23 protein-coding genes are annotated in these 24,033 nt (G+C 72.2%); 12 read left to right on the forward strand and 11 right to left on the reverse strand.

What is annotated here, in order from left to right; all coding sequences use genetic code 11:
• Window positions 1-62 precede the first annotated feature (62 nt).
• Window positions 63-1,580, reverse strand: a complete 1,518-nt coding sequence (locus tag R2D22_RS10455) for a gamma-aminobutyraldehyde dehydrogenase (RefSeq protein ID WP_318102820.1) — start codon at window positions 1,578-1,580, stop codon at window positions 63-65.
• Between the two features lie 175 nt (window positions 1,581-1,755).
• Between R2D22_RS10455 and R2D22_RS10460 the strand changes: the two genes are divergently transcribed.
• A complete protein-coding gene (locus R2D22_RS10460; protein ID WP_318102821.1) occupies window positions 1,756-2,304 on the forward strand; it encodes an NADAR family protein in 549 nt (182 codons plus the stop codon).
• Between the two features lie 25 nt (window positions 2,305-2,329).
• Here R2D22_RS10460 and R2D22_RS10465 read toward each other — a convergent pair whose 3' ends face one another.
• Window positions 2,330-2,962: a DUF4190 domain-containing protein gene (locus R2D22_RS10465; RefSeq protein ID WP_318102822.1), complete on the reverse strand. Its 633-nt coding sequence runs from the start codon at window positions 2,960-2,962 to the stop codon at window positions 2,330-2,332.
• Window positions 2,963-3,037: 75 nt separating this feature from the next.
• Here R2D22_RS10465 and R2D22_RS10470 point away from each other — a divergent pair, with 75 nt between their 5' ends.
• The 5 genes from R2D22_RS10470 (at window position 3,038) to R2D22_RS10490 (ending at window position 7,964) form a co-directional block, all read left to right on the forward strand.
• Window positions 3,038-4,069 carry an adenosine deaminase gene (locus tag R2D22_RS10470; protein ID WP_318102823.1) on the forward strand — a complete coding sequence of 344 codons (1,032 nt, stop codon included), beginning with the start codon at window positions 3,038-3,040 and terminating at the stop codon, window positions 4,067-4,069.
• A 19-nt stretch (window positions 4,070-4,088) separates the two neighbouring features.
• Window positions 4,089-4,778 carry a glycerophosphodiester phosphodiesterase gene (locus tag R2D22_RS10475; RefSeq protein WP_318102824.1) on the forward strand — a complete coding sequence of 230 codons (690 nt, stop codon included), beginning with the start codon at window positions 4,089-4,091 and terminating at the stop codon, window positions 4,776-4,778.
• Between the two features lie 38 nt (window positions 4,779-4,816).
• Window positions 4,817-5,962, forward strand: coding sequence for a sensor histidine kinase (locus R2D22_RS10480; RefSeq protein ID WP_318102825.1), 1,146 nt, complete (start codon window positions 4,817-4,819; stop codon window positions 5,960-5,962).
• The gene (locus R2D22_RS10485) at window positions 5,959-6,651 is read left to right on the forward strand and encodes a response regulator transcription factor (protein ID WP_318102826.1); all 693 of its coding nucleotides are present in this window, start codon (window positions 5,959-5,961) and stop codon (window positions 6,649-6,651) included. The genes R2D22_RS10480 and R2D22_RS10485 overlap by 4 nt, the downstream gene beginning before the upstream one ends.
• Before the next feature lie 107 nt (window positions 6,652-6,758).
• Window positions 6,759-7,964 (forward strand): serine hydrolase domain-containing protein, encoded by a 1,206-nt coding sequence (locus R2D22_RS10490; protein ID WP_318102827.1) that lies wholly within the window; start codon window positions 6,759-6,761, stop codon window positions 7,962-7,964.
• Here R2D22_RS10490 and R2D22_RS10495 read toward each other — a convergent pair.
• From R2D22_RS10495 to R2D22_RS10510, 4 genes are all read right to left on the reverse strand, one after another.
• The gene (locus R2D22_RS10495; RefSeq protein WP_318102828.1) at window positions 7,912-8,448 is read right to left on the reverse strand and encodes a hypothetical protein; all 537 of its coding nucleotides are present in this window, start codon (window positions 8,446-8,448) and stop codon (window positions 7,912-7,914) included. The genes R2D22_RS10490 and R2D22_RS10495 overlap by 53 nt on opposite strands.
• 65 nt (window positions 8,449-8,513) lie before the next feature.
• Complete coding sequence (locus tag R2D22_RS10500) at window positions 8,514-9,053, reverse strand: HXXEE domain-containing protein (RefSeq protein ID WP_318109686.1); 540 nt, start codon at window positions 9,051-9,053, stop codon at window positions 8,514-8,516.
• Between the two features lie 11 nt (window positions 9,054-9,064).
• Window positions 9,065-10,228 carry an ABC transporter substrate-binding protein gene (locus R2D22_RS10505; protein WP_318102829.1) on the reverse strand — a complete coding sequence of 388 codons (1,164 nt, stop codon included), beginning with the start codon at window positions 10,226-10,228 and terminating at the stop codon, window positions 9,065-9,067.
• A 141-nt stretch (window positions 10,229-10,369) separates the two neighbouring features.
• On the reverse strand, window positions 10,370-11,806 hold the full coding sequence (locus R2D22_RS10510; protein WP_318102830.1) for a gamma-aminobutyraldehyde dehydrogenase: 1,437 nt from the start codon (window positions 11,804-11,806) through the stop codon (window positions 10,370-10,372).
• 189 nt (window positions 11,807-11,995) lie between these two features.
• On the opposite strand from R2D22_RS10510, the gene R2D22_RS10515 reads away from it, so the two are divergent.
• From R2D22_RS10515 to R2D22_RS10540, 6 genes are all read left to right on the forward strand, one after another.
• Entirely contained in the window at window positions 11,996-12,502 is a 507-nt protein-coding gene (locus tag R2D22_RS10515) for an Lrp/AsnC family transcriptional regulator (RefSeq protein WP_411977002.1), read from the forward strand.
• Window positions 12,487-13,866, forward strand: coding sequence for an aspartate aminotransferase family protein (locus R2D22_RS10520; protein ID WP_318102832.1), 1,380 nt, complete (start codon window positions 12,487-12,489; stop codon window positions 13,864-13,866). The genes R2D22_RS10515 and R2D22_RS10520 overlap by 16 nt, the downstream gene beginning before the upstream one ends.
• Before the next feature lie 225 nt (window positions 13,867-14,091).
• On the forward strand, window positions 14,092-14,820 hold the full coding sequence (locus R2D22_RS10525; RefSeq protein ID WP_318102833.1) for an ABC transporter ATP-binding protein: 729 nt from the start codon (window positions 14,092-14,094) through the stop codon (window positions 14,818-14,820).
• Window positions 14,802-15,944 carry a hypothetical protein gene (locus R2D22_RS10530; protein WP_318102834.1) on the forward strand — a complete coding sequence of 381 codons (1,143 nt, stop codon included), beginning with the start codon at window positions 14,802-14,804 and terminating at the stop codon, window positions 15,942-15,944. Before R2D22_RS10525 ends, R2D22_RS10530 begins: the two co-directional genes overlap by 19 nt.
• Before the next feature lie 85 nt (window positions 15,945-16,029).
• Window positions 16,030-17,001 carry a hypothetical protein gene (locus tag R2D22_RS10535; RefSeq protein WP_318102835.1) on the forward strand — a complete coding sequence of 324 codons (972 nt, stop codon included), beginning with the start codon at window positions 16,030-16,032 and terminating at the stop codon, window positions 16,999-17,001.
• Entirely contained in the window at window positions 16,986-17,198 is a 213-nt protein-coding gene (locus R2D22_RS10540) for a hypothetical protein (RefSeq protein WP_318102836.1), read from the forward strand. Before R2D22_RS10535 ends, R2D22_RS10540 begins: the two co-directional genes overlap by 16 nt.
• Here R2D22_RS10540 and R2D22_RS10545 read toward each other — a convergent pair.
• From R2D22_RS10545 to R2D22_RS10565, 5 genes are all read right to left on the reverse strand, one after another.
• Window positions 17,195-18,253 (reverse strand): ABC transporter ATP-binding protein, encoded by a 1,059-nt coding sequence (locus R2D22_RS10545; RefSeq protein WP_318102837.1) that lies wholly within the window; start codon window positions 18,251-18,253, stop codon window positions 17,195-17,197. The two genes, R2D22_RS10540 and R2D22_RS10545, sit on opposite strands and share 4 nt — an antisense overlap.
• Window positions 18,253-19,869: an ABC transporter permease gene (locus R2D22_RS10550; protein ID WP_318102838.1), complete on the reverse strand. Its 1,617-nt coding sequence runs from the start codon at window positions 19,867-19,869 to the stop codon at window positions 18,253-18,255. The genes R2D22_RS10545 and R2D22_RS10550 overlap by 1 nt, the downstream gene beginning before the upstream one ends.
• 44 nt (window positions 19,870-19,913) lie before the next feature.
• Window positions 19,914-21,002 (reverse strand): thiamine ABC transporter substrate-binding protein, encoded by a 1,089-nt coding sequence (locus R2D22_RS10555; RefSeq protein ID WP_318102839.1) that lies wholly within the window; start codon window positions 21,000-21,002, stop codon window positions 19,914-19,916.
• Between the two features lie 237 nt (window positions 21,003-21,239).
• The gene (gene rlmN, locus R2D22_RS10560; protein ID WP_318102840.1) at window positions 21,240-22,346 is read right to left on the reverse strand and encodes a dual-specificity RNA methyltransferase RlmN; all 1,107 of its coding nucleotides are present in this window, start codon (window positions 22,344-22,346) and stop codon (window positions 21,240-21,242) included.
• 70 nt (window positions 22,347-22,416) lie between these two features.
• Window positions 22,417-24,033, reverse strand: coding sequence for an MFS transporter (locus R2D22_RS10565; RefSeq protein WP_318102841.1), 1,617 nt, complete (start codon window positions 24,031-24,033; stop codon window positions 22,417-22,419).

Genomic DNA, 24,033 nt, shown 5'->3' on the forward strand with positions numbered 1-24,033 from the left:
TTCGGGATGGTGATGGGCCGCTGGTCGGGCGGCGAGGTCCACGCGGCGGTAGCCGCATATCGTTACGGTCGGTCCCCGAAGATCGTGCGGTGCCAGTCCTTCGCGGCGACCGCCGTGTTGTCGAACATCACGTGCTTGACCTGCGTGTACTCCTCGAAGGAGTAGGCGGACATGTCCTTTCCGAAGCCGGATGCCTTGTAGCCGCCGTGCGGCATCTCGCTGATGATCGGGATGTGGTCGTTGACCCAGACGCAGCCCGCCTTGATCTCGCGGGTGGCCCGGTTCGCCCGGTACACGTCGCGGCTCCACGCGGAGGCGGCGAGACCGTAGGGGGTGTCGTTGGCGAGCCGGATGCCCTCGTCGTCGCCGTCGAAGGGCAGTACGACGAGCACCGGGCCGAAGATCTCCGACTGCACGACCTCGCTGTCCTGCGCCGCGTCGGTGATCAGGGTGGGGCGATAGTACGCGCCCTTCTCCAGATCGCCACCAGGGACTTCGCCGCCGGTGACGACGGTGGCGTAGCCCCGGGCGCGCTCGACGAAGCCGGCGACGCGGTCGCGCTGGGCGTGGCTGATCAGCGGGCCCATGTCGGTGGCCGGGTCGAACGGGTCGCCGAGCCGGACGGTCTCCATCAGCTCCGCGACTCGCTCGACGAAGGCGCGGTACAGCGGGCGCTGGACGTAGGCACGGGTGGCCGCCGTGCAGTCCTGGCCGCTGTTGATGAGGGAGGCGGCGACGGCACCGTGCGCGGCGGCCTCGACGTCGGCGTCGTCGAAGACGACGAACGGGGCCTTGCCGCCGAGTTCGAGGTGCAGCCGCTTGACCGTGGCGGTGGCGATCTCGGCGACCCGCTTGCCGACCGGCGTGGAGCCGGTGAAGGAGGTCATGGCGACGTCGCCGTGGCCGACGAGGTGCTCGCCCGCGTCCCGGCCGGCGCCGGTGACGATGTTGACGACACCGTCCGGGATGCCGGCGGCGGTGGCGGCCTCGGCGAACATCAGCGAGGTCAGCGGGGTGAGCTCGGCGGGCTTGAGGACGATCGTGTTGCCGGCCGCGATCGCCGGGAGGATCTTCCAGGCGGCCATCTGGAGCGGGTAGTTCCAGGGGGCGATGGAACCGACCACGCCGATCGGCTCGCGCCGTACGTACGAGGTGTGGTCGCCGCTGTACTCGCCGGCGGACTGGCCCTGGAGGTGGCGGGCCGCGCCCGCGAAGAAGGCGGTGTTGTCGACGGTACCCGGCACGTCGAACTCGGTGGACAGCCGGATCGGCTTGCCGCACTGCAGGGACTCGGCCCGCGCGAGGTCCTCGGCCTGCTCGGCGAGGACGCCCGCGAAGCGGTGCAGCGCGTCCGAGCGCTCGCCGGGCGTGGCGCCGGCCCAGCCGGGGAACGCGTCCTTGGCGGCGGCGACGGCGGCGTCCACGTCGGCGGTGGAGGCGAGCTCGTACGTGTAGACGCTCTCGCCGGTCGCCGGGTCGACCACGCTGTGCTTCTTCCCCGATGTGCCGGGCTGCAGCCGCCCGCCGATGTACTGCGCGCCGTCCGCGAAGCGGTCCGTCGCCTGGAAGCGGTTGCCCATGACGCTCTCCGTTGTCCCAGCTCGAATTGAGTGCCGATCCTGACAGAGGGATCCAGGGCCAACAAGTGATTCCGTTGTTGCCTTTTGATTACGCGACGGAATCGGTCGACCATGTGTCGAGGCTGCCGGAAAATCTCCGTACGCATTGTCCGTGGCAGCTGCCACACTCGCGTGCATGGGAACGATCGAGGAACTGACGCAGCAGGTCAGACGGGGTGAGAGGGTCAAGTTCCTGCACTTCTGGGGGCACCGCCCGAGGCCGGACGGACAGCTCTCGGCGAGTTGTCTGAGCCAGTGGTGGCCGTCGCCTTTCGAGGTCGCGGGAATACGCTATGCGACCGCCGAGCACTGGATGATGGCCGAGAAGGCGCGCCTGTTCGGCGACGCGGAGGCGGAGCGGGCGGCGCTGGAGGCGAACAGCCCGGCGCAGGCGAAGAAGGCCGGGCGACTGGTGCGCGGCTTCGACGACGCCGTCTGGGAGCGGGAGCGCTTCGGGATCGTGGTGGCCGGCAGCGTGCACAAGTTCGGCTCGGACGACGCGCTGCGCGCGTTCCTGCTGGGCACGGGCGGCCGGGTCCTGGTCGAGGCCAGCCCGCTGGACCGGGTCTGGGGCATCGGCCTGGCCGCGGACGACGACCGCGCCGCGGACCCGGCGCGCTGGCGCGGCCTGAATCTGCTCGGCTTCGCGCTGATGGAGGCCCGGGCGCGGCTGCGGGAGGGGTGAGCCCGGGCCGGGCGGTGACGAGCGGCTACGAGCGGCCGGGGACGACCAGGGTGGTCTGGAACGGGTCGTCGTCGTAGTCGCTGTCCTCGTCGAACTTGTCGGCGTTCGCGATGATGTAGGCGAACAGGGCGATGAAGATCACGCCGATGACGATGCCGATCGAGCCCATGATGATGCCGGCCAGCGCCTGGCCGCCGTTGTTCGCCTCGCCCCGCTGGACGCGCTTGCGGCCCAGGATGCCGAAGATCAGGGCGAGCACGCCGAGCACCAGAGCGGGCACGCCGTAGCACCAGCCGATGGTGAGCGCGAGGATGCCGAGCACCATGGCCGCCGTGCCCATGCCGTTCGACGGGGCCTGCGGCCAGCCTCCCTGGCCGTAGCCGCCGTAGCCCGGGTAGCCGGGGTAGCCGTACTGCCCGGCGGGCGGGGCCGGGGCGGTGGGGTAGCCGTAGCCCGGGCCGGTCGGCGCGACCGGGGGCGGGGGCACGTCGGCGGGCGGCACGGCCGCCATCGTCGGCTGGTCGTGCACGGGCGGCGGCGTCGGCGTCGGCGGCTGCCCGGCGGATTTGCCCAGCTCCACCCGCTCCGGCGGGGCCCACGGGTCGGCGGGGTCGTACCCGCCCTGGCCGTCCTGCGGCTGTCCGCTGCTGTCCGTCATGGTCCTCCCCCATCGTGGTCCGGCCATGCTACGACGTCCGTCGGACACGAAGCCCGCCCGGCCTACGATGACGTGATGACCGACCTGCATCCCTTCATCGCGGGCCTGCCCAAGGCCGAACTCCACGTCCACCACGTCGGGTCCGCGTCCCCGCGGATCGTCTCCGAGCTGGCCGCCCGGCACCCGGACTCCAAGGTCCCGACGGACCCCGAGGCGCTCGCCGACTACTTCACCTTCACCGACTTCGCGCACTTCATCGAGGTGTACCTGTCGGTCGTGGACCTGGTCCGCACCCCCGAGGACGTCCGGCTGCTGACCTTCGAGGTCGCCCGTGACATGGCCCGGCAGAACATCCGGTACGCCGAACTCACCATCACGCCCTTCAGTTCGACCCGCCGCGGCATCGACGAGCGGGCGTTCATGGAGGCCATCGAGGACGCCCGCCGGGCCGCCGAGACCGAGCTGGGCGTCGTCCTGCGCTGGTGCTTCGACATCCCGGGCGAGGCCGGCCTGGAGGCCGCCGCCGAGACCGCGCGACTCGCCGTCACCGACGGGCTGCGCCCCGAGGGCCTGGTCTCCTTCGGGCTCGGCGGCCCGGAGATCGGCGTGCCCCGCCCGCAGTTCAAGCCGTACTTCGACCAGGCGCGCGCGGCCGGCCTGCACTCCGTCCCGCACGCCGGCGAGACGACCGGCCCGCAGACCGTCTGGGACGCGCTGAACGAGCTGGGCGCGGAGCGCATCGGCCACGGCACCAGTTCGGTGCAGGACCCGGAGCTGCTCGCGCACCTCGCCGCGAACCGGATCGCGCTGGAGGTCTGCCCGACGTCCAACATCGCGACCCGGGCCGTTGCCACGCTGGAGGAGCATCCGATCCGGCAGATGGTGGACGCCGGTGTGCTGGTGACCGTCAACAGCGACGACCCGCCGATGTTCGGCACCGATCTCGAGAACGAGTACGCGGTCGCCGCCCGGCTGCTCGGCCTCGACGAGCGCGGCGTGGCCGCGCTCGCGAAGAACGCGGTCGAGGCCTCCTTCCTCGACGAGGCCGGCAAAGCCCGGCTGGCCGGCGAGATCGACGCCTACACGGACAAGTGGCTGGCGCACTGACAGCCGTGAGAATGGGGGCATGCGCAACGTCAGAGTCGTAGCCCACCGCGGTGACCCGTACCGCGTCCGCGAGAACACGCTCCCCTCGATCGCCTCGGCGGTCGAGCGGGGGGCGGACGTCGTCGAGATCGACGTCCGGCTCACCCGCGACGGAGTCCCCGTCCTCCTGCACGACGACACGCTGAAGCGGCTCTGGGGCCACGACCGGCCGCTGTCCGGGCTCGCGTACGACGAGCTGCGGGGGCTCACCGGCGAAGGGGTCCCCACTCTGGACGAGGCGCTGGAGGCGGCCGGAACGCACCCGCTGATGATCGACCTGCCGGGCGGCGACGAGGCGTCGGTCCGCGAGATCGTCGGCACCGTCCACGAGTTCGGGGCGGGCGACCGGGTCTCGTACTGCGCCGGCGGCGTCGCGATGCTCCAGGTCCGGGCCGCGGACCCGGCCGCGGAGATCGCGCTGACCTGGACCTCGCTCGCCCCGCCACGTCCCGTGCTGCTCGACGCGGTGAAGCCGCGGTTCCTCAACTACCGCTTCGGGCTGGCGAGTCGGGCGCTCGCGGAGCGGGTGCACCGGGACGGGCTGCTGCTCTCCGCCTGGACCGCGGACACCCGGCGCACGATGCGTAAGCTGATCGACCACGGGGTGGACTCGATCACCACCAACCGTGTCGACGTGCTCGCCGCGGAACTGCGCAGGCGCGAGGCGTAGGCAGCAGAGGGACGCGAGCCGCGAGGGGGTACGGGGGCGTGCGGAACTGGTGGCAGCGGGCCCGGCTGCTGGGCGAGGTCAATCCGTGGGCCGTGGACATCGGGCTCACGCTCCTCGTCCAGGCCGCGATGACGATGCCGTTCGTGGTGCCCCGCCCGCCCGAGGTGGAGCCGGCGACCTGGCCCGCCTACGGGCTGACGACGCTGACCGTGCTGCCGCTGGTCTGGCGCCGGCGGGCGCCGTTCACCGTGCTCCTGGCGATCCTGGCGACCAGCGCCCTGTACAAGCTGGCCGTGGAGGGGCCGGGGCAGCCGCTGCCGTACACCGGCCTGGTCATCGTCTACACGATCGCCTCGCTCTCCCCTCCCCGGACCCGGCTCGCGGCGGCCCTGCTGCTGATCGTGGCGGTGCCGGCGTCGGTGTGGCTCAACACGCAGTCGGCCCGCGAACTGACCTTCTCGCTCTTCGTGTTCGCCGCCGCGTACGTCTTCGGCCGGCTCACCGACGCCCGGCAGCGAGCCACCCTGGTCGAGGCGGAACGGGCGGCGGCGCGTGAACGGGCGAGGATCGCCCGGGAGATGCACGACATCCTGTCGCACGCCGTGAGCCTGATGATCGTGCAGGCGGAGGCCGGGCCGCTCGCGGTGCGCGCGGCGCCGGAGAAGGCGGAGGCGGCGTTCGACGCGATCTCGGAGACCGGCCGGGACGCGATGGCGCAGCTGCGCCGGATGCTGGGCGTGCTGCGGGAGGAGGACGGCCCGGCGCCCCGGGAGCCGCAGCCGGGCCTGGACGCGATTCCGGAGCTGCTCGCCCGGGTCCGGGCCGGCGGTCTGGACGTCACGTACGACACCGCGGGCGGGCCGGGACCGCTGCCGCCCGCGCTGGGCGCGACGGTGCACCGGATCGTGCAGGAGGCGCTGACGAACGTGGTGAAGCACGCCGCCGCCCGCACCACCGCCGTCCGGCTCGGCCGTGCGGCGGGCCTCCTGACAGTGACGGTGACCGACGACGGGCGGGGGCCGCGCGGAGTGCGGGGGCCGTCCGGCGGGCACGGGCTGATCGGGCTGCGGGAGCGGGCGGCGGCCCACGGCGGCACGGCCGTCACCGGTCCGGGCCCGGGCGGCCGGGGCTTCGAGGTGCGGGTCGAGATCCCGCTGGATTCTGTTGCGGAGGTACGGAGTTGACGATCCGCGTGATGGTGGCGGACGACCAGGAGCTGGTGCGCAGCGGCTTCGCGATGATCCTGGACGCGCAGCCGGACATCGAGGTGGTCGCCGAGGCCGCCGACGGGGCGGAGGCGGTCGAGGCGGTGCGCGAGCACGCCCCGGACGTGGCGCTGCTCGACATCCGGATGCCGCGCATGGACGGCATCGAGGCGTGCCGGGCGATCGCCGCGCACGGCGGCTGCCGGACGGTGATGCTGACGACCTTCGACGCGGACGAGTACGTCTTCGAGGCGCTGCACGCGGGCGCCAGCGGCTTCCTGCTGAAGGACGTACGGCGGGACGACCTGGTGCACGCGGTACGGGTGGTGGCGGCGGGCGACTCGCTGCTCGCTCCGTCCGTGGCGCGCCGGCTGGTGGAGCGGTACACGGCGGGCGGCCCGGCGCGCACCGATCCGCGGCTCGACGCGCTCACCGGGCGGGAGCGGGAGACGCTGCTGCTGCTCGCGCGGGGCCTGTCGAACGCGGAGATCGCGGCGGAGCTGGTGGTCAGCGAGCACACCGTGAAGACGCACGTCGGGAACGTGCTGGCGAAGCTGGGGCTGCGGGACCGGATCCAGGCGGTGATCTGCGCGTACGAGACGGGCCTCGTCACGCCGGGCACTCCCCCGGCCGGGGGAGGCGCGGGCACGGCGGTCTCCCCCGCGTAGGGGAGGGACCGGCCGACGGAAGATCGCCGGAGCGGGCGATCCGGACGAAGCCGCAGGTCAGCAGGATGGGATCACGACAACGACGGTTTCCCACCCAGGAGTTGACCATGAACGGCACCACCCGGACCCTGCTCGCCGCCGCGCTCGTGCTCGGCGTCGCGGCGGGCCCCTCGGTCGTCCCCGCGACCGCCGGCACGGCATCGTCCACCGGCTCCACGACCTCGCCTGTTTCCGCTTCCTCTTCGACCGCCGCTCTGGACGCGGCGATCGCCGGGCTCCCGTCCACCGACGCGACGGCCGCACTCGCCCGGGTCGGCGGCTCCGAGGGGGTCTGGCACGGCACGGCGGGCGTCCACGACCTGCGGACGAACCGCCCGGCCGACCCGGGCGCCCGCTTCCGGGCGGGCTCGGTGACCAAGGTCTTCACGGCGGCGGTCGCCCTCCAGCTGGCCGCCGAGGGCCGGCTCGACCTGGACCGGACCGCCCGCTCCTACCTGCCGGACCTGATCCCGGCGGCGTACGACCGGGTGACCGTGCGCCAGTTGCTGAACCACACGCACGGCATCCCGGCCCCGGACTTCCCGGGCACGACGGTCGAGGAGTGGTACGAGAACCGCTTCGTCGTGCACGACCCGGAGGACATGGTCCGCTCGGCAACGGCGAAGCGCCCGGAGTTCGCGCCCGGCACCCGGCAGCACTACCTGAACATCGGCTACACGGTCACGGGGCTGCTGATCGAGAAGGTGACCGGCGACTCGTACGAGCACCAGGTGGCCGCCCGCGTCCTGCGCCCGCTCGGCCTGCGCGACACGTACTCCCCCGGAACCAGCCCGCGCATCGTCGGCCCGCACAACCACGGCTACCAGACCATGAAGCGGGCCGACGGCACGACCGGGCTGCGGGACGTGTCGGTGTGGAACTCGACGGACGGCTGGGCGGCGGGGGACATCGTCTCCACGACCGCGGACCTGGAGCGCTTCACGCGGGCGCTGTTCGCAGGCCAGGTGGTGCGCGGCCCGCTCCTGGAGGAGATGTTCACGCTGCCGGACGCGCCGGACTTCAGGTCCGGCGCGCCCGCCGCGTACGCCGTCGGGCTGTCGATGAAGAAGCTGGGCGGGCGCGAGGTGTGGGGCAAGACCGGTGGCCGCTGGGGCTACAACGCGGCGATCGCCTCGACCCGCGACGGCTCGCGCACGCTGGTCTACAGCGTCAACGCCACGGACGCGAAGGGGCAGGACATGAACAAGGTGGCGCTGAACCTCATGCTGGCGACGTTCGGGGCGCCGGACCGGTCTGCAGCTCCAGGCGCTTGATCATCCGTCGCAGGACGAGCAGCGGGACGATCCCGAACACCCCGAAGGACATGTCGATCACCGACCACCAGAAGGGGATGTCGCGGATCGGCCCGCAGATCAGGGCGAGCGGGACGATGCCGACGCAGGCGATCATCGCGAACTCGACGACCCAGATGTTGCGGACGGGGTCGCGGTACACGCCGTAGAAGGCGACGGCGATGACGAGGTGGGCGAAGGCCAGCCAGTCGGTGCCGTACAGCAGGTACGGGGCGGTGGCGTCGGCCTCCTCGAGCCCGCCGCGGACCTTGGCGATCCACTCGGCGAGCTCCGGGAAGAGCTCGGCGACCGGCGCGGCCCAGGAGGTCAACGTGGAGTCGAGGAGGCGGAGTTCGGTGACGAGCGGGAAGGCGGTGATCCCGCTCAGCACCAGGCAGACGACGAAGACGACCAGCCAGACACGGATACGCGCGCGGAGGGCTCTCGGCCCGTTCGAGTCGCTCATGGCCGCAGCCTACGCCCATCATGAACGCGTTCAAAAATAGGGGTGGGTGCGGAGGTTCGGGAGCGTCAGGCCCGCGGCCCGGTGAGCTTCCGGGCGATCGCGTGGGAGACGACGGTGGCGCCGGCGGCCAGCGCCAGGCCGGTCGCCACGTCCCGCGCCCGGGTCGGGCGCAGCACCCCGGCCCGGCGCAGCCGGCCGCGCGCCCAGAGCGTGAACGGCACGACCACGAACGGCGAGGTCGCGGAGCCCGGGGTGTAGCCGCGCACCGCCGCGGCCTGCGCGAGATGCACCAGGCCGTGCAGGCCGAAGCCGTTCAACGCGCCCTGGTAGAAGGCGGACCGGCCGCCCGAGCGGGCTCCCGCGACGGCGGCCGAGCCGACGATCACGGCCATCGCGGCGACCGCAGCCCGGAACTCCCGCTCGTCGACCCGCTCCATGGCCCGCCACACCGCCTCGGGCGCCTCCGGGAACCTCTTGCGCAGCGCGGGGACGTTCTCCCGGACCCAGCGCGGCCCGAAGGCCATCTCCTCCGCGTCGTGCACCGCCCAGGCGGCGAACAGACCATAGGTGACCAGCGAGTTGACAGTGTGTTCGATCCGTTCCATGAACGGAGAACTCACAGCCCGACGATCGAGTTCCAGCGCTTGGCGAAGTCCGGACGCTCCTGCGAGGTGATGTCCCGGCCGATCGCGAGCCGCCCCCGCATGGCGGCGTCGGGGAAGATCAGCGGGTCCTCGGCGAGGGCGGCCAACTCCTCGTCGCCGGAGTCCGCGAGGACGTCCTGGGCGGCCGGCACCGGGCAGACGTAGTTGACCCAGGCGGCCAGCTCGGCGGCGACCTCGGGCTGGTAGTAGTGGTCGACGAGCTGCTCCGCGTTGGCCTTGTGGCGCGCGAGGTTGGGGATCAGCAGCGACTCGGCCCACAGCTCGCCGCCCTCCTCGGGCACGACGAACTCGATGTCCGGGTTGTCGGCCTGGAGCTGGATGACGTCGCCCGAGTACGCCTGGCAGGCCAGCACGTCGCCGGTGGACAGGTCCTTGATGTAGTCGTTGCCGGTGAAGCGCCGGATGTGGCGCTCGGCGACCAGCCCCTCGACCTGCTCGCACAGGGCGTGGAAGTCGTCGCCCGTCCAGCGCGTCACGTCCACCCCGTTGCCCTGCATGAGCAGGCCGATCGCCTCGTCGAGACCCGACAGCAGGGTGACCTTGCCGCGCAGGTCGTCGGCCCAGAGGTCCTTGGTGGAGCGCAGCTCCCGGCCGAGCCGGCGCCGGTTGTAGGCGATGCCGGTGATGCCGGACTGCCAGGGCACGCTGTGCAGCCGGCCCGGGTCGAAGGCCGGGCGGCGCAGCTGGGGGTCCAGGTGTCTCGTGACGTTCGGCTGGGCCCCGCGGTCCATCTCCTGCACCCAGCCGAGGTGGACGAAGCGGGCGGCCATCCAGTCGCTGACGACGATCAGGTCACGGCCGGTCTCCTGCCGGTTCATCAGGGCCGGGCTGATCTTGCCGAAGAACTCGTCGTTGTCGTTGATCTCCTCGGTGTACCGGACGGAGATCCCGGTCCGCTCCCGGAAGGCGTCCAGGCTCGGCCGCCTGGTGGTGTCCTCGTCGTCGGTGTCGATGTAGAGCGGCCAGTTCGCGAAGTCGAGCGAGCGGTCGCGTCCTGACAGGTCCGGCCCGGCCCGCTCGCCCTTCTCGACGTAGGCCGAGGGCACTCCGCAGCCCGCGAGCAGGGTCACGGCGCCGGCGCCGCCCAGCCCGCGCAGCAGGGACCGGCGGGACATGTTCTTCCTGGCTGTCGCTCTCACCCGAGCAGCCTCGCGGGCCGGTCGGACGGGAGCAATGGACGGTCCGTCGACCGAACGGCCGCGGCCCCGACACCCTGTCGATCAAGGTGTCGGGGCCGCGGCCGGATCGTCCGGCGACTAGCCGAGGGACGTCATCACGTGCTTGATGCGCGTGTAGTCCTCGAAGCCGTAGGCGGAGAGGTCCTTGCCGTAGCCGGACTTCTTGTAACCGCCGTGCGGCATCTCGGCGACCAGCGGGATGTGGGTGTTGATCCACACGCAGCCGAAGTCCAGGGCCTTCGACATGCGCATCGCGCGGGCGTGGTCCTTCGTCCAGACCGAGGAGGCGAGCGCGAACTCGACGCCGTTGGCGAACTCCAGGGCCTGCTCCTCGTCCCGGAAGGACTGGACGGTGATGACCGGGCCGAAGACCTCGTTCTGGACGATCTCGTCGTCCTGCTTCAGGCCGGAGACGACGGTCGGGGCGTAGAAGTAGCCCTTGTCACCGACGCGGTGGCCGCCCGCCTCGACCTTGGCGTGGGCCGGGAGGCGGTCGATGAAGCCGGAGACCTGCTTGAGCTGGTTCTCGTTGTTCAGCGGGCCGAAGAGCACGTCCTCGTCGTCCGGCTGGCCGGTCTTGGTGTCGGCCGCGGCCTTGGCGAGCGCGGTGACGAACTCGTCGTGGATCGACTCGTGCACCAGCACGCGGGTCGCGGCGGTACAGTCCTGGCCGGCGTTGAAGAAGCCCGCCACCGAGATGTCCTCGACGGCCTTGGCGATGTCGGTGTCCTCGAAGACGACGACCGGGGCCTTGCCGCCCAGCTCCAGGTGGACGCGCTTGACGTCCTTGGAGGCGGACTCGGCGACCTGCATGCCGGCGCGCACGGAGCCGGTGATGGAGGCCATGGCCGGGGTCTTGTGCTCGACCATCGCCTTGCCGGTCTCGCGGTCGCCGCAGATGACGTTGAAGACACCCTTGGGGACGATCTGGCCGATGATCTCGGCGATCAGCACGGTCGACGCGGGGGTCGTGTCGGACGGCTTGAGGACGACCGTGTTGCCCGCGGCGAGGGCCGGGGCGAACTTCCACACGGCCATCATCATCGGGTAGTTCCACGGCGCGACCTGCGCACACACACCCACCGGCTCGCGGCGGACGATCGAGGTCATGCCCTCCATGTACTCGCCGGCGGACTTGCCCTCGAGCATCCGGGCGGCACCCGCGAAGAAGCGGATCTGGTCCACCATCGGCGGGACCTCCTCGCTCGCGGTGAGAGCGGCCGGCTTGCCGGTGTTCTCGACTTCGGCGGCGATCAGGTCCTCGGCGCGCTCCTCGAAGGCGTCGGCGATCTTCAGGAGCACCTTCTGGCGCTCCGCGGGCGTGGTGTCGCGCCAGGCCGGGAACGCCGCGGCGGCGGCTTCCATGGCGGCGTCGACGTCGGTCTGGCCGGAGAGCGGAGACGTGGCGAAGACCTCGCCCGTGGCCGGGTTGACCACATCGATGGTCCGCCCGTCGGCGGCGTCCCGGAACTCCCCGTTGATGTAGTTACGCAGCCGGCGCAGCTCGGTGGTCACTTGCCACCCCTCCTGTCACGTTCTGTCCCGCACTCCGTCGTGCGGTGTCCCGATGGGCGAGACACCTCAGCCTAGTCGGTTCTCCGACGCTTTCAACAGGCCCAGCGCCCCCCAACTTCGGATTCAGTGTCATGGCGGACCCAAAACAACGAATTTCATCGGTCACGGGTTGCCAGACCGACGAACCTCGTGCACAGTGAAGCCGTGGCCAGTCAAAGCATCCACTCCAGAACCGGAACCGGTTCGTCCCCGACGATCGATGCCGTCTCCCTGGCGATCATCGAACAGCTCCAGGAGGACGGTCGCCGTCCGTACGCCGCCATCGGCAAGGCCGTGGGCCTCTCCGAGGCGGCCGTGCGACAGCGCGTCCAGAAGCTGCTCGACCAGGGCGTCATGCAGATCGTCGCCGTCACCGACCCGCTCACCGTGGGATTCCGGCGTCAGGCGATGGTCGGCATCAACGTCGAGGGTGACCTGGATCCGGTTGCCGACGCCCTGACTGCCATGGCCGAATGTGAGTACGTGGTGATGACCGCGGGCTCCTTCGACCTGATGGTGGAGATCGTCTGCGAGGACGACGACCACCTTCTGGATGTGATCAACAAACGCATCCGCACCCTCCCCGGGGTGCGCTCCACCGAGAGCTTCGTCTACCTGAAGCTCAAGAAGCAGACCTATATGTGGGGAACCCGATAGACGTGAGCCAGGACCTCAGCAAGACCGCCTACGACCACCTGTGGATGCACTTCACCCGCATGTCGTCGTACGAGAACTCGCCCGTTCCCACCATCGTGCGTGGTGAGGGCACCTACATCTTCGACGACAAGGGCAAGCGCTACCTCGACGGTCTCGCCGGTCTCTTCGTGGTCAACGCCGGACACGGCCGCCGTGAGCTGGCCGAGGTCGCGTACAAGCAGGCCCAGGAGCTCGCGTTCTTCCCCGTGTGGTCGTACGCGCACCCCAAGGCCGTCGAGCTCGCCGAGCGGCTCGCGGACTACGCCCCGGGCGACCTGAACAAGGTGTTCTTCACCACCGGTGGCGGCGAGGCCGTCGAGACCGCGTGGAAGCTCGCCAAGCAGTACTACAAGCTGCAGGGCAAGCACACCAAGTACAAGGTCATCTCGCGTGCGGTCGCCTACCACGGCACCCCGCAGGGCGCCCTGTCGATCACCGGCCTGCCGGCCCTGAAGGCCCCCTTCGAGCCGCTGGTCCCCGGCGCGCACAAGGTGCCGAACACCAACATCTACCGCGCCCCGATCCACGGCGACGACCCCGAGGCCTTCGGCCGCTGGGCCGCCGACCAGATCGAGCAGCAGATCCTCTTCGAGGGCCCCGAGACCGTCGCGGCCGTCTTCCTGGAGCCGGTGCAGAACGCCGGCGGCTGCTTCCCGCCGCCGCCCGGGTACTTCCAGCGGGTCCGCGAGATCTGTGACGAGTACGACGTGCTCCTCGTCTCCGACGAGACGATCTGCGCCTTCGGCCGCCTCGGCACGATGTTCGCCTGTGACAAGTTCGGCTACGTGCCGGACATGATCACCTGCGCCAAGGGCATGACCTCGGGCTACTCCCCGATCGGCGCCTGCATCGTCTCGGACCGCATCGCGGAGCCGTTCTACAAGGGCGACAACACCTTCCTGCACGGCTACACCTTCGGTGGCCACCCGGTGTCGTCGGCGGTCGCCATCGCCAACCTCGACATCTTCGACAAGGAAGGCCTCAACCAGCACGTGCTGGACAACGAGGGCGCCTTCTTCTCGACGCTGCAGAAGCTGCACGACCTGCCGATCGTCGGCGACGTCCGCGGCAACGGCTACTTCTACGGCATCGAGCTCGTCAAGGACAAGGCCACCAAGGAGTCCTTCACGGACGAGGAGACCGAGCGCGTGCTCTACGGCTTCCTCTCCAAGGCGCTCTTCGACAACGGCCTGTACTGCCGTGCCGACGACCGTGGCGACCCGGTCATCCAGCTGGCCCCGCCGCTGATCGCCGACCAGGGCACCTTCGACGAGATCGAAGGCATCCTGCGCGGTGTGCTCACCGAGGCGTGGACCAAGCTCTGACCGTCCCCGCCCTCCGCGGCGCAGGACCTCACGCCGCCCTCACGGCGTGACCCCGGCCCGGGCATGCCGCCATCCGAGTGGATGGCGGCGGCCCGGGCCGTGTGCTGTCCGTACAAGCGGATCTGAATCCTTACGGTGCCGAGTGACCCACGTGACCCAAAGGCCCGTCTCCTCGTTCCCCCGTAAGGGGGAACCGACATCAGATCCGACATCGAGGTGTACGCGATGGTGGCCCCACCGGACAACGACGTGCTCTGGGCACGCTCCCTGCACCACACCCTCGGCGGCACGCCCGCCCTCAGCGGGGTCTCCCTCGGGGTCCGCGAAGGAGAGATCCTCGCCGTCACCGGGCCACGCGGCAGCGGCAAGACGACCCTGCTGCGCGCCCTGTCCGGCCAGCTCGTCGCGGACCGCGGCGAGGTCTGGTTCAACAGTGGCCCCGTACACACCCTGAGCCTCGTGCAGCGCGAGCGGCTGCGCCGCGACCGGTTCGGCTGGATCGACCCCGAACCCGGCCTGGTGCCCGAACTGACCGCCTGGGAGAACACCGCCCTGCCGCTGCTGCTGCGCGGCCTGTCGCACCGGAAGGCGAAGGCCGCCGCCACGGAGTGGCTGGACCGGCTCGACATCGGCGGCTCCGCGCGCAAGCGCCCGCACGACCTCACCCAGTCCGAGCGGCAGCGGATCGCGACCGCGCGGGCGCTGGTCACCACGCCGTCCGTGCTGTTCGCCGACGAGCCCACGGCCACCCTGCACCGCGCCGACGGGGCGCAGGTGCTGCGCACCCTCACCGCCGCGGCCCGCTCGCACCGCATCACGGTGCTGCTCGCCACCCACGACACCGAGGTGGCCGGCCTCGCCGACCGGGCCGTCACGCTCGTCGACGGCCGCCGCGTCGGCACCGCATCGCCCACCGGTTCGGAGGGCCGCGCCGCGTGCTCGCTCTCCGTCTGACGCGGGGCACCCACCCGCTGGTCCTGCTGCGGCGCCTGCTGGTCGCCGCGGCGGCCGCGGGCGTCGGATTCCTCCTGCTGTCCACGCTCGGCTACGCCGTCGGCCACCCGGCGCACTCGGCCGCGTCCTCGCTGCGCCTCCTGTGGTGCCTGGTCCCGCTGGCGGCCACTGTCCAGTTCGCCGTCGCCGTCGCCCGTACGGACCCCAGCACCCGGCCGCGGCCCGGGCTCTCCGCGGTCGGCCTCGGGCCCGCCCGGCTGACCGCGCTGGCCGCCGCGTCCACTGCGGTCGCCTGCACGCTCGGCTCGACGGTGGCGCTGCTGTTCTACCTGCACCTGCGCGGCGACATCACCGGCCTGCCGTTCGACGGCGCCGCGGCCGACCTGCTCGCCGCCGACCGGCCCATCCCGCTCGCCGCGGCGCTCACCCTGCTCGCCGCCCTGCCGGTCGCCGCCGCCACGGCGGCCGGCCTGGCGCTCCGGCCGCGCCCCGCCCGCCCCGACGCCGGCACCTCCGGCGTTCCCGGCGGACTGCCGTGGGGCGTGGCGCTGCTCGCGACCGGCCTCGCCGTCGAGACGTACGCGGGCCGCTCCGGAGGCTCCCCGGCGGCCCTGCCCGGCCGCTTCGACGCCGGCCCGCTCGGCGTCCTCGTCGGCTGGACCCTGACCGCGGCCGGTCTCGCGCTTGCCGGCCCCGCGCTCACGTACGTCGCCGGCCGCCTCCTCCAGACACTGCGCCCCGGCGCGACCCGGCTGCTCGCCGGCCGCGTCCTGATGAGCGAGGCGGGCCGGATCGGCCGCCCGCTCGGCATCGTCTGCGCGGTCGCGTCGGGCGCGGTCGCGGTGGCCACGGTCGGCACCGGCGACGGCCTCGCCGACGACTTCGGCCCTCTGACGGTCCTGGGCGCGACCCTGGTGGTCGCCTGCACGCTGGCGACCCTGCTGACCGCGGCCCTGGAGTCCAAGCAGTGCCGCACCCACACCACCCAGGCCCTGCTCCGCCTCGGCGCCCCACCCACGGTCCTGCGCACCTCGGCCCTGCTGCGCACCGCCGCCCTCCTGGCCGTCTTCGCCCCCCTGACCTGGGCGGTCGCCACCCTGGCCGCGGCGCCGCTGCGCGGCTGACGCCCCCGGCCTCCGCCGCGCGGCGGAGCCGGTCGCGCCCTCGGGCTGATGCCCAGGTGGGCGCCGAGCGGCCAGGCTCGAGCCCATGACCTGGAAGAAGCTCACGGCCTCGTGGCCGTCATGGGTGGAGCGCGGCGCGCTGTGGTGGTCGGTGCTGTACGCGGCGGGCGCCGCCGTCGCCGCGGCGACCGGCCCCGCGTTCGGGTACGCGCTGCTCGGCAAGGGGACCGGACCGGCGGCGGAGTGGACGGCGGCCGGGCTGTACGGGGCCGCCACGGTCCTCGCGTACGCGCTGCCGCGCCGCCCCGACCGCGCCTGGCCCTCCCGGCTCGCCTGGCCGGTCGTCGCCCTCTGTCTGAGCTCGGGCTTCACGTTCCTGCTCAGCCCCGTGCACCTGCTGGCGGTCCTCACCGGCCGCAACCAGCCGCCGATGGACTGGGCGGCCTTCGCGAACCAGGGCGTCGCGGTGGCCGGCGCGGTGCTGTGGGGCTGCGCCGCGCTGGTCCACCGGCGGCGGGCGCGCGGCCGGTGCCCCTACTGCGGGGGCCGCGAGGCCGCCCACGGCGCTCCCGCGACGGCCCGGACCGCCGGCCTGGTCGCCGTCGCCACCCTCGTCCCGTACACGACGCTCAAGACCGCCTGGGCGCTCGGCGCGACCGTCGGCTTCACGGGTACGGGCCGACCGGGCGTCGACCCCACCTACACCAGCGACACGGGCCTCTGGCTGTACGACCACGGCATCGACATCACGGCGGTGCTCGCCCTGACGGGCATGACCCTGGCCCTCGCCCTGACCCGCCCCTGGGGCCGGTCCCTCCCCCGCCTCCCCCTGCTCACCCTGGGCTGGGCGGGAGCGGGCGCCCTCGCACCGTTCGGCATCTTCCTGGCCACGATCGGCGCGCTGACGTGGACGGGCGCCATCGACGTCGGCCTGGCCGACCACGCACCGTGGGTGGTCGCGGTCGCGTACGGCGGCTTCTCCGTCTACGGCCTCGCCCTGGGCCGCGCGACCCACACGTACCAGCAGGCGACGAGGCGAGCTTGCGGCAGCTGCTGAGCGGGACCGGGCAGGGCGAGGCGTACGGCGCCCGAACGCTGCGGGCCGTCCTGCCCGGAACCCGGCGGAGCCACGGGACCCGGCGGGCCCGGCGCGGCAGGCGAGCCGCGCCCGAACGGCTGCGGCCCCCGACCATGGGCCCGGGCGAGGCCGCGGAGACCAGCGGGCCGCCGGCCGGGATCCGCGGGCTCGGCTAGGCCGCGGGCTCGCGCCCGCCCTCGGCCTCGCTGTCGCCCTCGCCCAGCAGCACCACCTCGGCCGCGTCGAAGGTGACGCCCACGCTCGTGCCCTCCTCCGGGGCGTCGCGGAGGGCCAACTCGGCCTCCAGTGGAGGGCCTTCCGCCGGGCGGAGGTGGACGGCCACGTGGTGGCCGCGGAAGGTGCGGGTTCCCACCGTGCACGGGAGGCCCTCGTCGGGGGCGACCAGGCGGACGCCCGTCGGGCGGACCAGCAGGAGGCCGGGGCCCTCCGCCGAGCCGGGCGGGACGGGGATCTTGCCCCAGGGGGTGTCCGCCGCGTCGCCGGTGACCGTCGCCGGGACCACGTTGTCGAAGCCGAGGAAGCGGGCGACGAACTCCGAGGCCGGTCGCTGCCAGACCTCGAGCGGCGTACCCGTCTGGGCGATCCGGCCGTCCCGCATCACCACCACCCGGTCGGCCAGGGCGAACGCCTCGCCCTGGTCGTGCGTGACCGCGAGGACCGTCGTGCCCAACCGGCCGAACAGTTCCCGCAGTTCGACGACGAGCCGCTCCCGCAGCCCCCGGTCGAGCTGCCCCAGCGGCTCGTCCAGCATCAGCAGCCGGGGCCGCGGCGCGAGCGCCCGGGCCAGCGCGACCCGCTGCTGCTCGCCGCCGGACAGCTCGGCGACCGCCCGCCGCTCCGCGCCCGGCAGTCCGACCAGGTCCAGCAACTCCCCGACACGGGCGGCCTGTTCAGCCCGGCCCGCGCCGTGCATGCGCAGCCCGAACGCGACGTTCCCCGCCACGTCCCGCTGCGGGAACAGCTGGTGGTCCTGGAACATCAGCCCGACCCCACGCTGGTGCACCGGCACCCCGTGCTGGTCCGCGCCGCCGAGCAGCACCCGGCCGCCGTCCAGTGCCTGCAGCCCCGCGACGGCGCGCAGCAGCGTCGACTTGCCGCTGCCGCTCGGCCCGAGCACACAGACGATCTCGTGCTCGGCGACCGCCAGGTCCACCGCGTCGAGCGCGGCGCGCGCCCCGAACCGTACCGTCGCGCCGTCCAGCCTCAGCATCAGAACTCCCCGGAGGTCCGCTCGGTGCGCAGCCGTTCGAGCAGCAGCAGGGCCGCCGCGCACACCGCCATCAGAATCGTCGAAAGGGCCATCGCCTGCCCGTAGTTCAGCTCCCCGGGCCGGCCGAGCAGCCGCGCCACCGCGACCGGCAGGGTGGGGTTGTCGGGCCGGGCGATGAACACCGTCGCCCCGAACTCGCCGAGCGACACCGCGAACGCGAACCCGGCCGCGATCAGCAGCGCCCGCCACACCATCGGCAGGTCCACCTCCCGCCAGGCCTTCAGCGGCGACGCGCCCAGCACCGCCGCCGCCTCCCGCAGCCGCGCGTCGACCGCCCGCAGCACCGGCAGCATCGTCCGTACGACGAACGGCACACCGACCAGCGCCTGCGCGAGCGGCACCAGGATCCAGGAGGCCCGCAGGTCGAGCGGCGGCTCGTCGAGCGTGATCAGGAACCCGAAGCCGACGGTCACCGCCGAGACCCCGAGCGGCAGCATCAGCAGCGCGTCGAACCCGCGTACAAGACGCCCGGCCCGCCGCGTCAGCGCCGCCGCGGCGAGTCCGCCGATCAGCAGCGCGACGGCGGTGGCGACGAGCGCGTACTCCAGCGAGTTGCCGATCGCCTCCATCGGCGGCACGAGGAACGTGCCGCCCTCGTCGACCGACCCGAGCGCCCGGTAGTAGTCGAGCCCGTACCCGTCCGGCGTGGAGAAGGACCGCTCCACGAGCACCCCGAGCGGCAGCAGGATCAGCAGCGTCACCGACAGCAGCACGCCGCCGAGCAGCGCCCACTGGCCGGTGCCGCGCGGCCGGCGCGCGGTGAGCTCCGCCGGGACGAGCTTCAGCGCGCTCTCCCGCTTCCGTACCGTCCGGGCGTGCACGGCGAGGATCGCGCCGACGGCCGCGAACTGCACCAGCGTCAGCACCGCCGCCGTCGGCAGGTCCAGCAGCCGGGCGGTCTGCCGGTAGATCTCCGCCTCCATCGTCGAGTACGCGGATCCGCCGAGGACCTGCACGACGCCGAAGGAGGTGAACGTGAACAGGAAGACCATCAGCGCGGCCGAGGCGACCGACGGCGCGAGCGCCGGCAGCGTCACCCGGCGCCACGCCTGCCACCGCGAGGCGCCGAGCACCCGCGCGGCCTCCTCCTGCCGCGGATCGAGCTGCGCCCACAGCCCGCCGACGGTCCGAACGACGACCGCGTAGTTGAAGAACATGTGCGCGAGCAGGATCGCCCACACCGACGTGTCGAGCCGTACGCCCCACAGCTCGTCGAACAGCCCGCCGCGCCCGACCAGCGCCAGGAACGCCGTGCCGACCATGACCGTGGGCAGCACGAACGGGACCGTGACGACCGCCCGCAGCACCGCCTTGCCGGGGAAGGCGAAGCGCGCGAAGACGTACGCGCCGGGCAGCGCGACCAGCAGGGTGAGCGCCGTGGACGCGGCCGCCTGCCAGACCGTGAACCACAGCACGTCGAGGATGTCCGGCCGGCTCAGCGTCTCGCCGATCCGGCCGAACTGCCAGGCGCCGTCGTCGGTCCGCACGCCGCGGCCCACGATCGACACGACGGGCCAGGCGAAGAAGACGGCGAAGAACGCGACGGGCAGGGCCATCAGCCCCAGCCGCGCCGCGCTCCCCCGGAGGTCCCGGCGCCCGACTACTTCAGGACGAGCGACGACCACGTCTGGATCCACTGCTCACGCTTCTCGGTGATCTTCTCCGGCGCCATGGTCTGCGGCTTCGCGATCACCTCGCCGTGCTTCGTGAACAGCTCCGGCAGCGCCGCGTCCTTCACCACCGGGTTCACGAACATCTGCAGCGGCATGTCCTCCTGGAACTTCTTCGAGATCAGGAAGTCGATCAGCGCCTTGCCGCCCTCGGGGTTCTTCGCCCCGTTCAGCAGGCCCGCGAACTCGGTCTGCCGGAAGCAGGTGCCGGTGGAGACGCCGGTCGGGGCCTCCTTCAGCTGCGGCTCGGAGTACAGCACCTCGACCGGCGGGCTGGAGGCGTACGAGACGACCAGCGGCCGGTCGCCCTTGGCCTTCTTGCCGCCCGCGGAGCCGGAGAACTCCTGGTTGTAGGCCAGCTCCCAGCTGTCGACGGTCTTGACGCCGTTGTCCTTCAGCTTCTTCCAGTACGCCTGCCAGCCGTCGTCGCCGTACTGGGCGGCGGTGCCGAGCAGGAAGCCGAGGCCCGGGGAGGACCGCTCGGGGTTCTCCACCACGAGCAGGTCCTTGTAGGCCGGCTTCGCCAGGTCGTCGAAGGTCTGCGGCGGGGCGAGCTTCTTGTCCGCGAAGTACTTCTTGTCGTAGTTGACGCAGATGTCGCCGGAGTCGATCGGGGTGACCCGGTGCTTGGCCTTGTCGAGCTGCAGCTCGGCGGGAATCCGGTCCAGGCCCTTCGCCTCGTACGGCTCGAACAGGCCGTTGTCGAGGCCGCGGGAGAGCAGGGTGTTGTCGATGCCGAAGAACACGTCGCCCTGCGGGGAGCCCTTGGTGAGGATCTCCTTGTTGACGGCCTCGCCGGCGTCGCCGCTCTTGAGGACCTTGACCGTGTAGCCGGTCTGCTCGGTGAACTCCGCCAGCACCTCCTTGGAGGCGTTGAAGGAGTCGTGGCTGACGAGGGTGACGGTCTTGGACTTCGTGCCCTCGCCGGCGGTGTCGGCCTTGTCGCTGCCGCACGCGGCCAGCGTCGTGACGCCGAGCGCCGCGACGAGCGCGACGGCGGCGGCCTTCTTGGTGCTCACTGATTCCTCCTGGGTATGACCAGGAGAAGACGCGGCCCTGCCCGCGGCCGGGGACGTGCGGATCCACCGGCTGCGGGCAGGGCGCAACAGCTCGAGTAACGACCGAACTTCCTACCCAGAATGACCTGGGCGAGGTTCAGAGGGTCTGCGGCCGCTGTGCCTGTTCAACAGCGTGTTACCGCACTCTCAGCGCTGTGGCGCTCCCCTGTCGGAATATGCAGATGTACGAGGCCCAGACTACCGTTCGGCCGCGGCGAGCTGTCCGCAGGCTCCATCGATCTCCTGGCCACGGGTGTCCCGGACGGTCACCGGCACGCCGTGCGCGGCGATCGCCTCGACGAACGCCTTCTCGTCCTCGGGACGGGAGGCGGTCCACTTCGAGCCGGGCGTCGGGTTCAGCGGGATGAGGTTGACGTGCACCCGCCTGCCCTTGAGCAGCCGGCCGAGCAGGTCGCCCCGCCAGGCCTGGTCGTTGATGTCCCGGATCAGGGCGTACTCGATGGAGATCCGGCGGCCGGACTTCTCCGCGTACTCCCAGGCCGCGTCGAGGACCTCGCGGACCTTCCAGCGGGTGTTCACCGGCACGAGGGTGTCGCGCAGCTCGTCGTCGGGCGCGTGCAGCGAGACGGCGAGCCGGCACTTGAAGCCCTCGTCGGCGAAGCGCAGCATCGCCGGGACGAGACCGACCGTGGACACGGTGATCCCGCGCTGCGACAGGCCGAGGCCGTCCGGCTCGGGGTCGGTCAGCCGGCGGATCGCGCCGACGACCCGCTTGTAGTTGGCGAGCGGCTCGCCCATGCCCATGAAGACGATGTTGGAGAGCCGGGCCGGGCCCCCGGGAACCTCGCCGTCACGCAGCGCGCGCATGCCGTCGACGATCTGGTGCACGATCTCGGCCGTCGACAGGTTCCGGTCGAGCCCGGCCTGCCCGGTGGCGCAGAACGGGCAGTTCATCCCGCAGCCGGCCTGCGAGGAGATGCACATGGTGACCCGGTCCGGGTACCGCATGAGCACCGACTCGACGAGCGTGCCGTCGTGCAGCCGCCACAGCGTCTTGCGGGTGGTGTCGTCGTCGCACGAGATGTGCCGGACGACGGACATCAGGTCGGGCAGCAGCTCCCCGGCGAGCTTCTCGCGGGAGGCGGCGGGGATGTCGGTCCACTCGACGGGGTCGTGCGCGTACCGCGCGAAGTAGTGCGTGGACAGCTGCTTGGCGCGGAACGGCTTCTCGCCGATCGCGGCGACGGCCTCCTTGCGCTCGGCGGGCGTGAGGTCGGCGAGGTGCCGCGGCGGCTTCTTGGCTCCGCGGGGGGCGACGAAAGTGAGTTCTCCGGGCTTGGGCATGGTCCCCCCAGTGTCGCAGACGCGGGCGGATGTCCCCGATCCGAAGACCGTCGGGCGGCCGGGGGCGCCGTCACGAACCCGGCGAGCCGGGTTGGGTACGGGGGATGCGGCCGGTGAAGAAGAGGGCGACGACGGAGCAGAGAGCGAGGATCGCCAGGGCCGCCTGGAGGCCGTCGAGGCGGGCGGCGTCGTTCGCGTCCAGGGCGGCCGCGGCCACGTCCGGGGCGACGCCCGCGTCCTCCAGGGCGGTCTCGAGCTGGGCGTCCGAGAGGAAGGGCACGCCGCTCGCCAGTTCGACGTTGGCCTGGTTCGCGACCTCCGCCGGGATCGCCGGGTTCTGCTCGATGCTGCTCAGGAAGGACGAGGTCAGCGCGGCGATCAGGAGCGATCCGGCGAGCGCCGTACCGATCGACGCCCCGAGGTTCGTGACGGCGTTCTGGATGCCGCCGACCTCCGCGCTCCGCTCGTCCGGCAGCGCGGACACCGTGACCGACCCCAGCTGGGACGCCAGCGCCCCCATGCCGAGCCCGATCAGCAGCAGCGGGACGGTGACGACCTCCGCCCCGGCGTCGGCGTCGAGCGCGGCCATGAGGACCACCGCGCCCGCGAGCAGCGCGAGCACTCCGAGCCGTACCACCCGGCGGGGCGAGATGTCCGGCAGGAAGCGCGGGATCAGCGTCGCCGCCGCGAGCAGCGTCAGCGAGAGCGGCAGGATCCGCACACCGGTCGCCAGTGCGGACAGCCCGAGGGCGACGGACAGGAAGAGCGGAACGACGAAGAAGACGCCCATCTGGATCAGGTACTGGAAGAAGAACATCGTCAGACCGCCGGTGAGCTGCCTGTTCTCCAGCATGGACGGGTCGACGAGCGGCTCCCCGCCGCGCTTCACGACGCGGGACTCCCAGCGGAGGAAGAGCCAGATCAGCATCAGCCCCACCAGCATCATCCAGACGACCACGGACACGCCCAGCCAGGCCGGCGCGTCGGGCTTCGGCCGGAACCAGCCCCATTCGTCGGTGCGGAGCACGCCGTAGACGAAGATCCCGAGACCGGCGGCGGACAGCACCGCGCCGAGCAGGTCGATGCGCGGGTGTTCCTCGGCCTCCGGGTCGGCGAGGCGACGGGCGAACACGAGGATGACCAGCACCACCAGGACCTCCCCGGCGAAGACCCAGCGCCAGGAGAAGTACGTCGTGGCGATGCCGCCGATCAGCGGCCCGAGGCCGATCGCCACGGCGCCCGCGGCCGCCACGATCCCGTACGCGGCGGCGCGGCGCTCGACGGGGAAGTTGCCGGCCACCAGCGCCACGATCGCGGGCATGATCAGCGCCGCGCCGATGCCTTCGAGGAACGACCAGCCGAGCAGCAGGACGGAAAGGTTCGGGGCCAGCGCGGTGGTGAGGGAGCCGCAGCCGTAGATCACGCAGCCGATCATGAAGGCGCGCTTGCGGCCGATCAGTGCCCCGACCTTGCCGCCGGGGATCATGAACATCGCCATCACCAGCGTGTAGGCGGTGATGGCGCCCTGGATGCCGGTGACCGTCGTACCCACGTCGTCGGCCACCGTCGCGATCGAGACGTTCATGACGGAGCTGTCGAGCGCCATCAGGAACTGCCCCGCGGCCAGCGTCAGCAGGATGGAGGTCGCGCCCGCCCGGCCGCCTGCCGTGTCCGCCTCGGATGTCAT

The organism is Streptomyces sp. HUAS YS2, assembly GCF_033343995.1.
GTDB classification, from domain to species: Bacteria; Actinomycetota; Actinomycetes; order Streptomycetales; family Streptomycetaceae; genus Streptomyces; species Streptomyces solicathayae.

What these genes read in the sequence shown, in the direction of transcription:
- R2D22_RS10455 (WP_318102820.1), bottom strand. Translation starts at nt 1,580, where the DNA reads ATGGGCAACCGCTTCCAGGCGACGGACCGCTTCGCGGACGGCGCGCAG.
- R2D22_RS10460 (WP_318102821.1), top strand. Translation starts at nt 1,756, where the DNA reads ATGGGAACGATCGAGGAACTGACGCAGCAGGTCAGACGGGGTGAGAGG.
- R2D22_RS10465 (WP_318102822.1), bottom strand. Translation starts at nt 2,962, where the DNA reads ATGACGGACAGCAGCGGACAGCCGCAGGACGGCCAGGGCGGGTACGAC.
- R2D22_RS10470 (WP_318102823.1), top strand. Translation starts at nt 3,038, where the DNA reads ATGACCGACCTGCATCCCTTCATCGCGGGCCTGCCCAAGGCCGAACTC.
- R2D22_RS10475 (WP_318102824.1), top strand. Translation starts at nt 4,089, where the DNA reads ATGCGCAACGTCAGAGTCGTAGCCCACCGCGGTGACCCGTACCGCGTC.
- R2D22_RS10490 (WP_318102827.1), top strand. Translation starts at nt 6,759, where the DNA reads ATGAACGGCACCACCCGGACCCTGCTCGCCGCCGCGCTCGTGCTCGGC.
- R2D22_RS10495 (WP_318102828.1), bottom strand. Translation starts at nt 8,448, where the DNA reads ATGAGCGACTCGAACGGGCCGAGAGCCCTCCGCGCGCGTATCCGTGTC.
- R2D22_RS10500 (WP_318109686.1), bottom strand. Translation starts at nt 9,053, where the DNA reads ATGGAACGGATCGAACACACTGTCAACTCGCTGGTCACCTATGGTCTG.
- R2D22_RS10505 (WP_318102829.1), bottom strand. Translation starts at nt 10,228, where the DNA reads ATGTCCCGCCGGTCCCTGCTGCGCGGGCTGGGCGGCGCCGGCGCCGTG.
- R2D22_RS10525 (WP_318102833.1), top strand. Translation starts at nt 14,092, where the DNA reads ATGGTGGCCCCACCGGACAACGACGTGCTCTGGGCACGCTCCCTGCAC.
- R2D22_RS10535 (WP_318102835.1), top strand. Translation starts at nt 16,030, where the DNA reads ATGACCTGGAAGAAGCTCACGGCCTCGTGGCCGTCATGGGTGGAGCGC.
- R2D22_RS10545 (WP_318102837.1), bottom strand. Translation starts at nt 18,253, where the DNA reads ATGCTGAGGCTGGACGGCGCGACGGTACGGTTCGGGGCGCGCGCCGCG.
- R2D22_RS10550 (WP_318102838.1), bottom strand. Translation starts at nt 19,869, where the DNA reads ATGGCCCTGCCCGTCGCGTTCTTCGCCGTCTTCTTCGCCTGGCCCGTC.
- rlmN (WP_318102840.1), bottom strand. Translation starts at nt 22,346, where the DNA reads ATGCCCAAGCCCGGAGAACTCACTTTCGTCGCCCCCCGCGGAGCCAAG.
- R2D22_RS10565 (WP_318102841.1), bottom strand. Translation starts at nt 24,033, where the DNA reads ATGACATCCGAGGCGGACACGGCAGGCGGCCGGGCGGGCGCGACCTCC.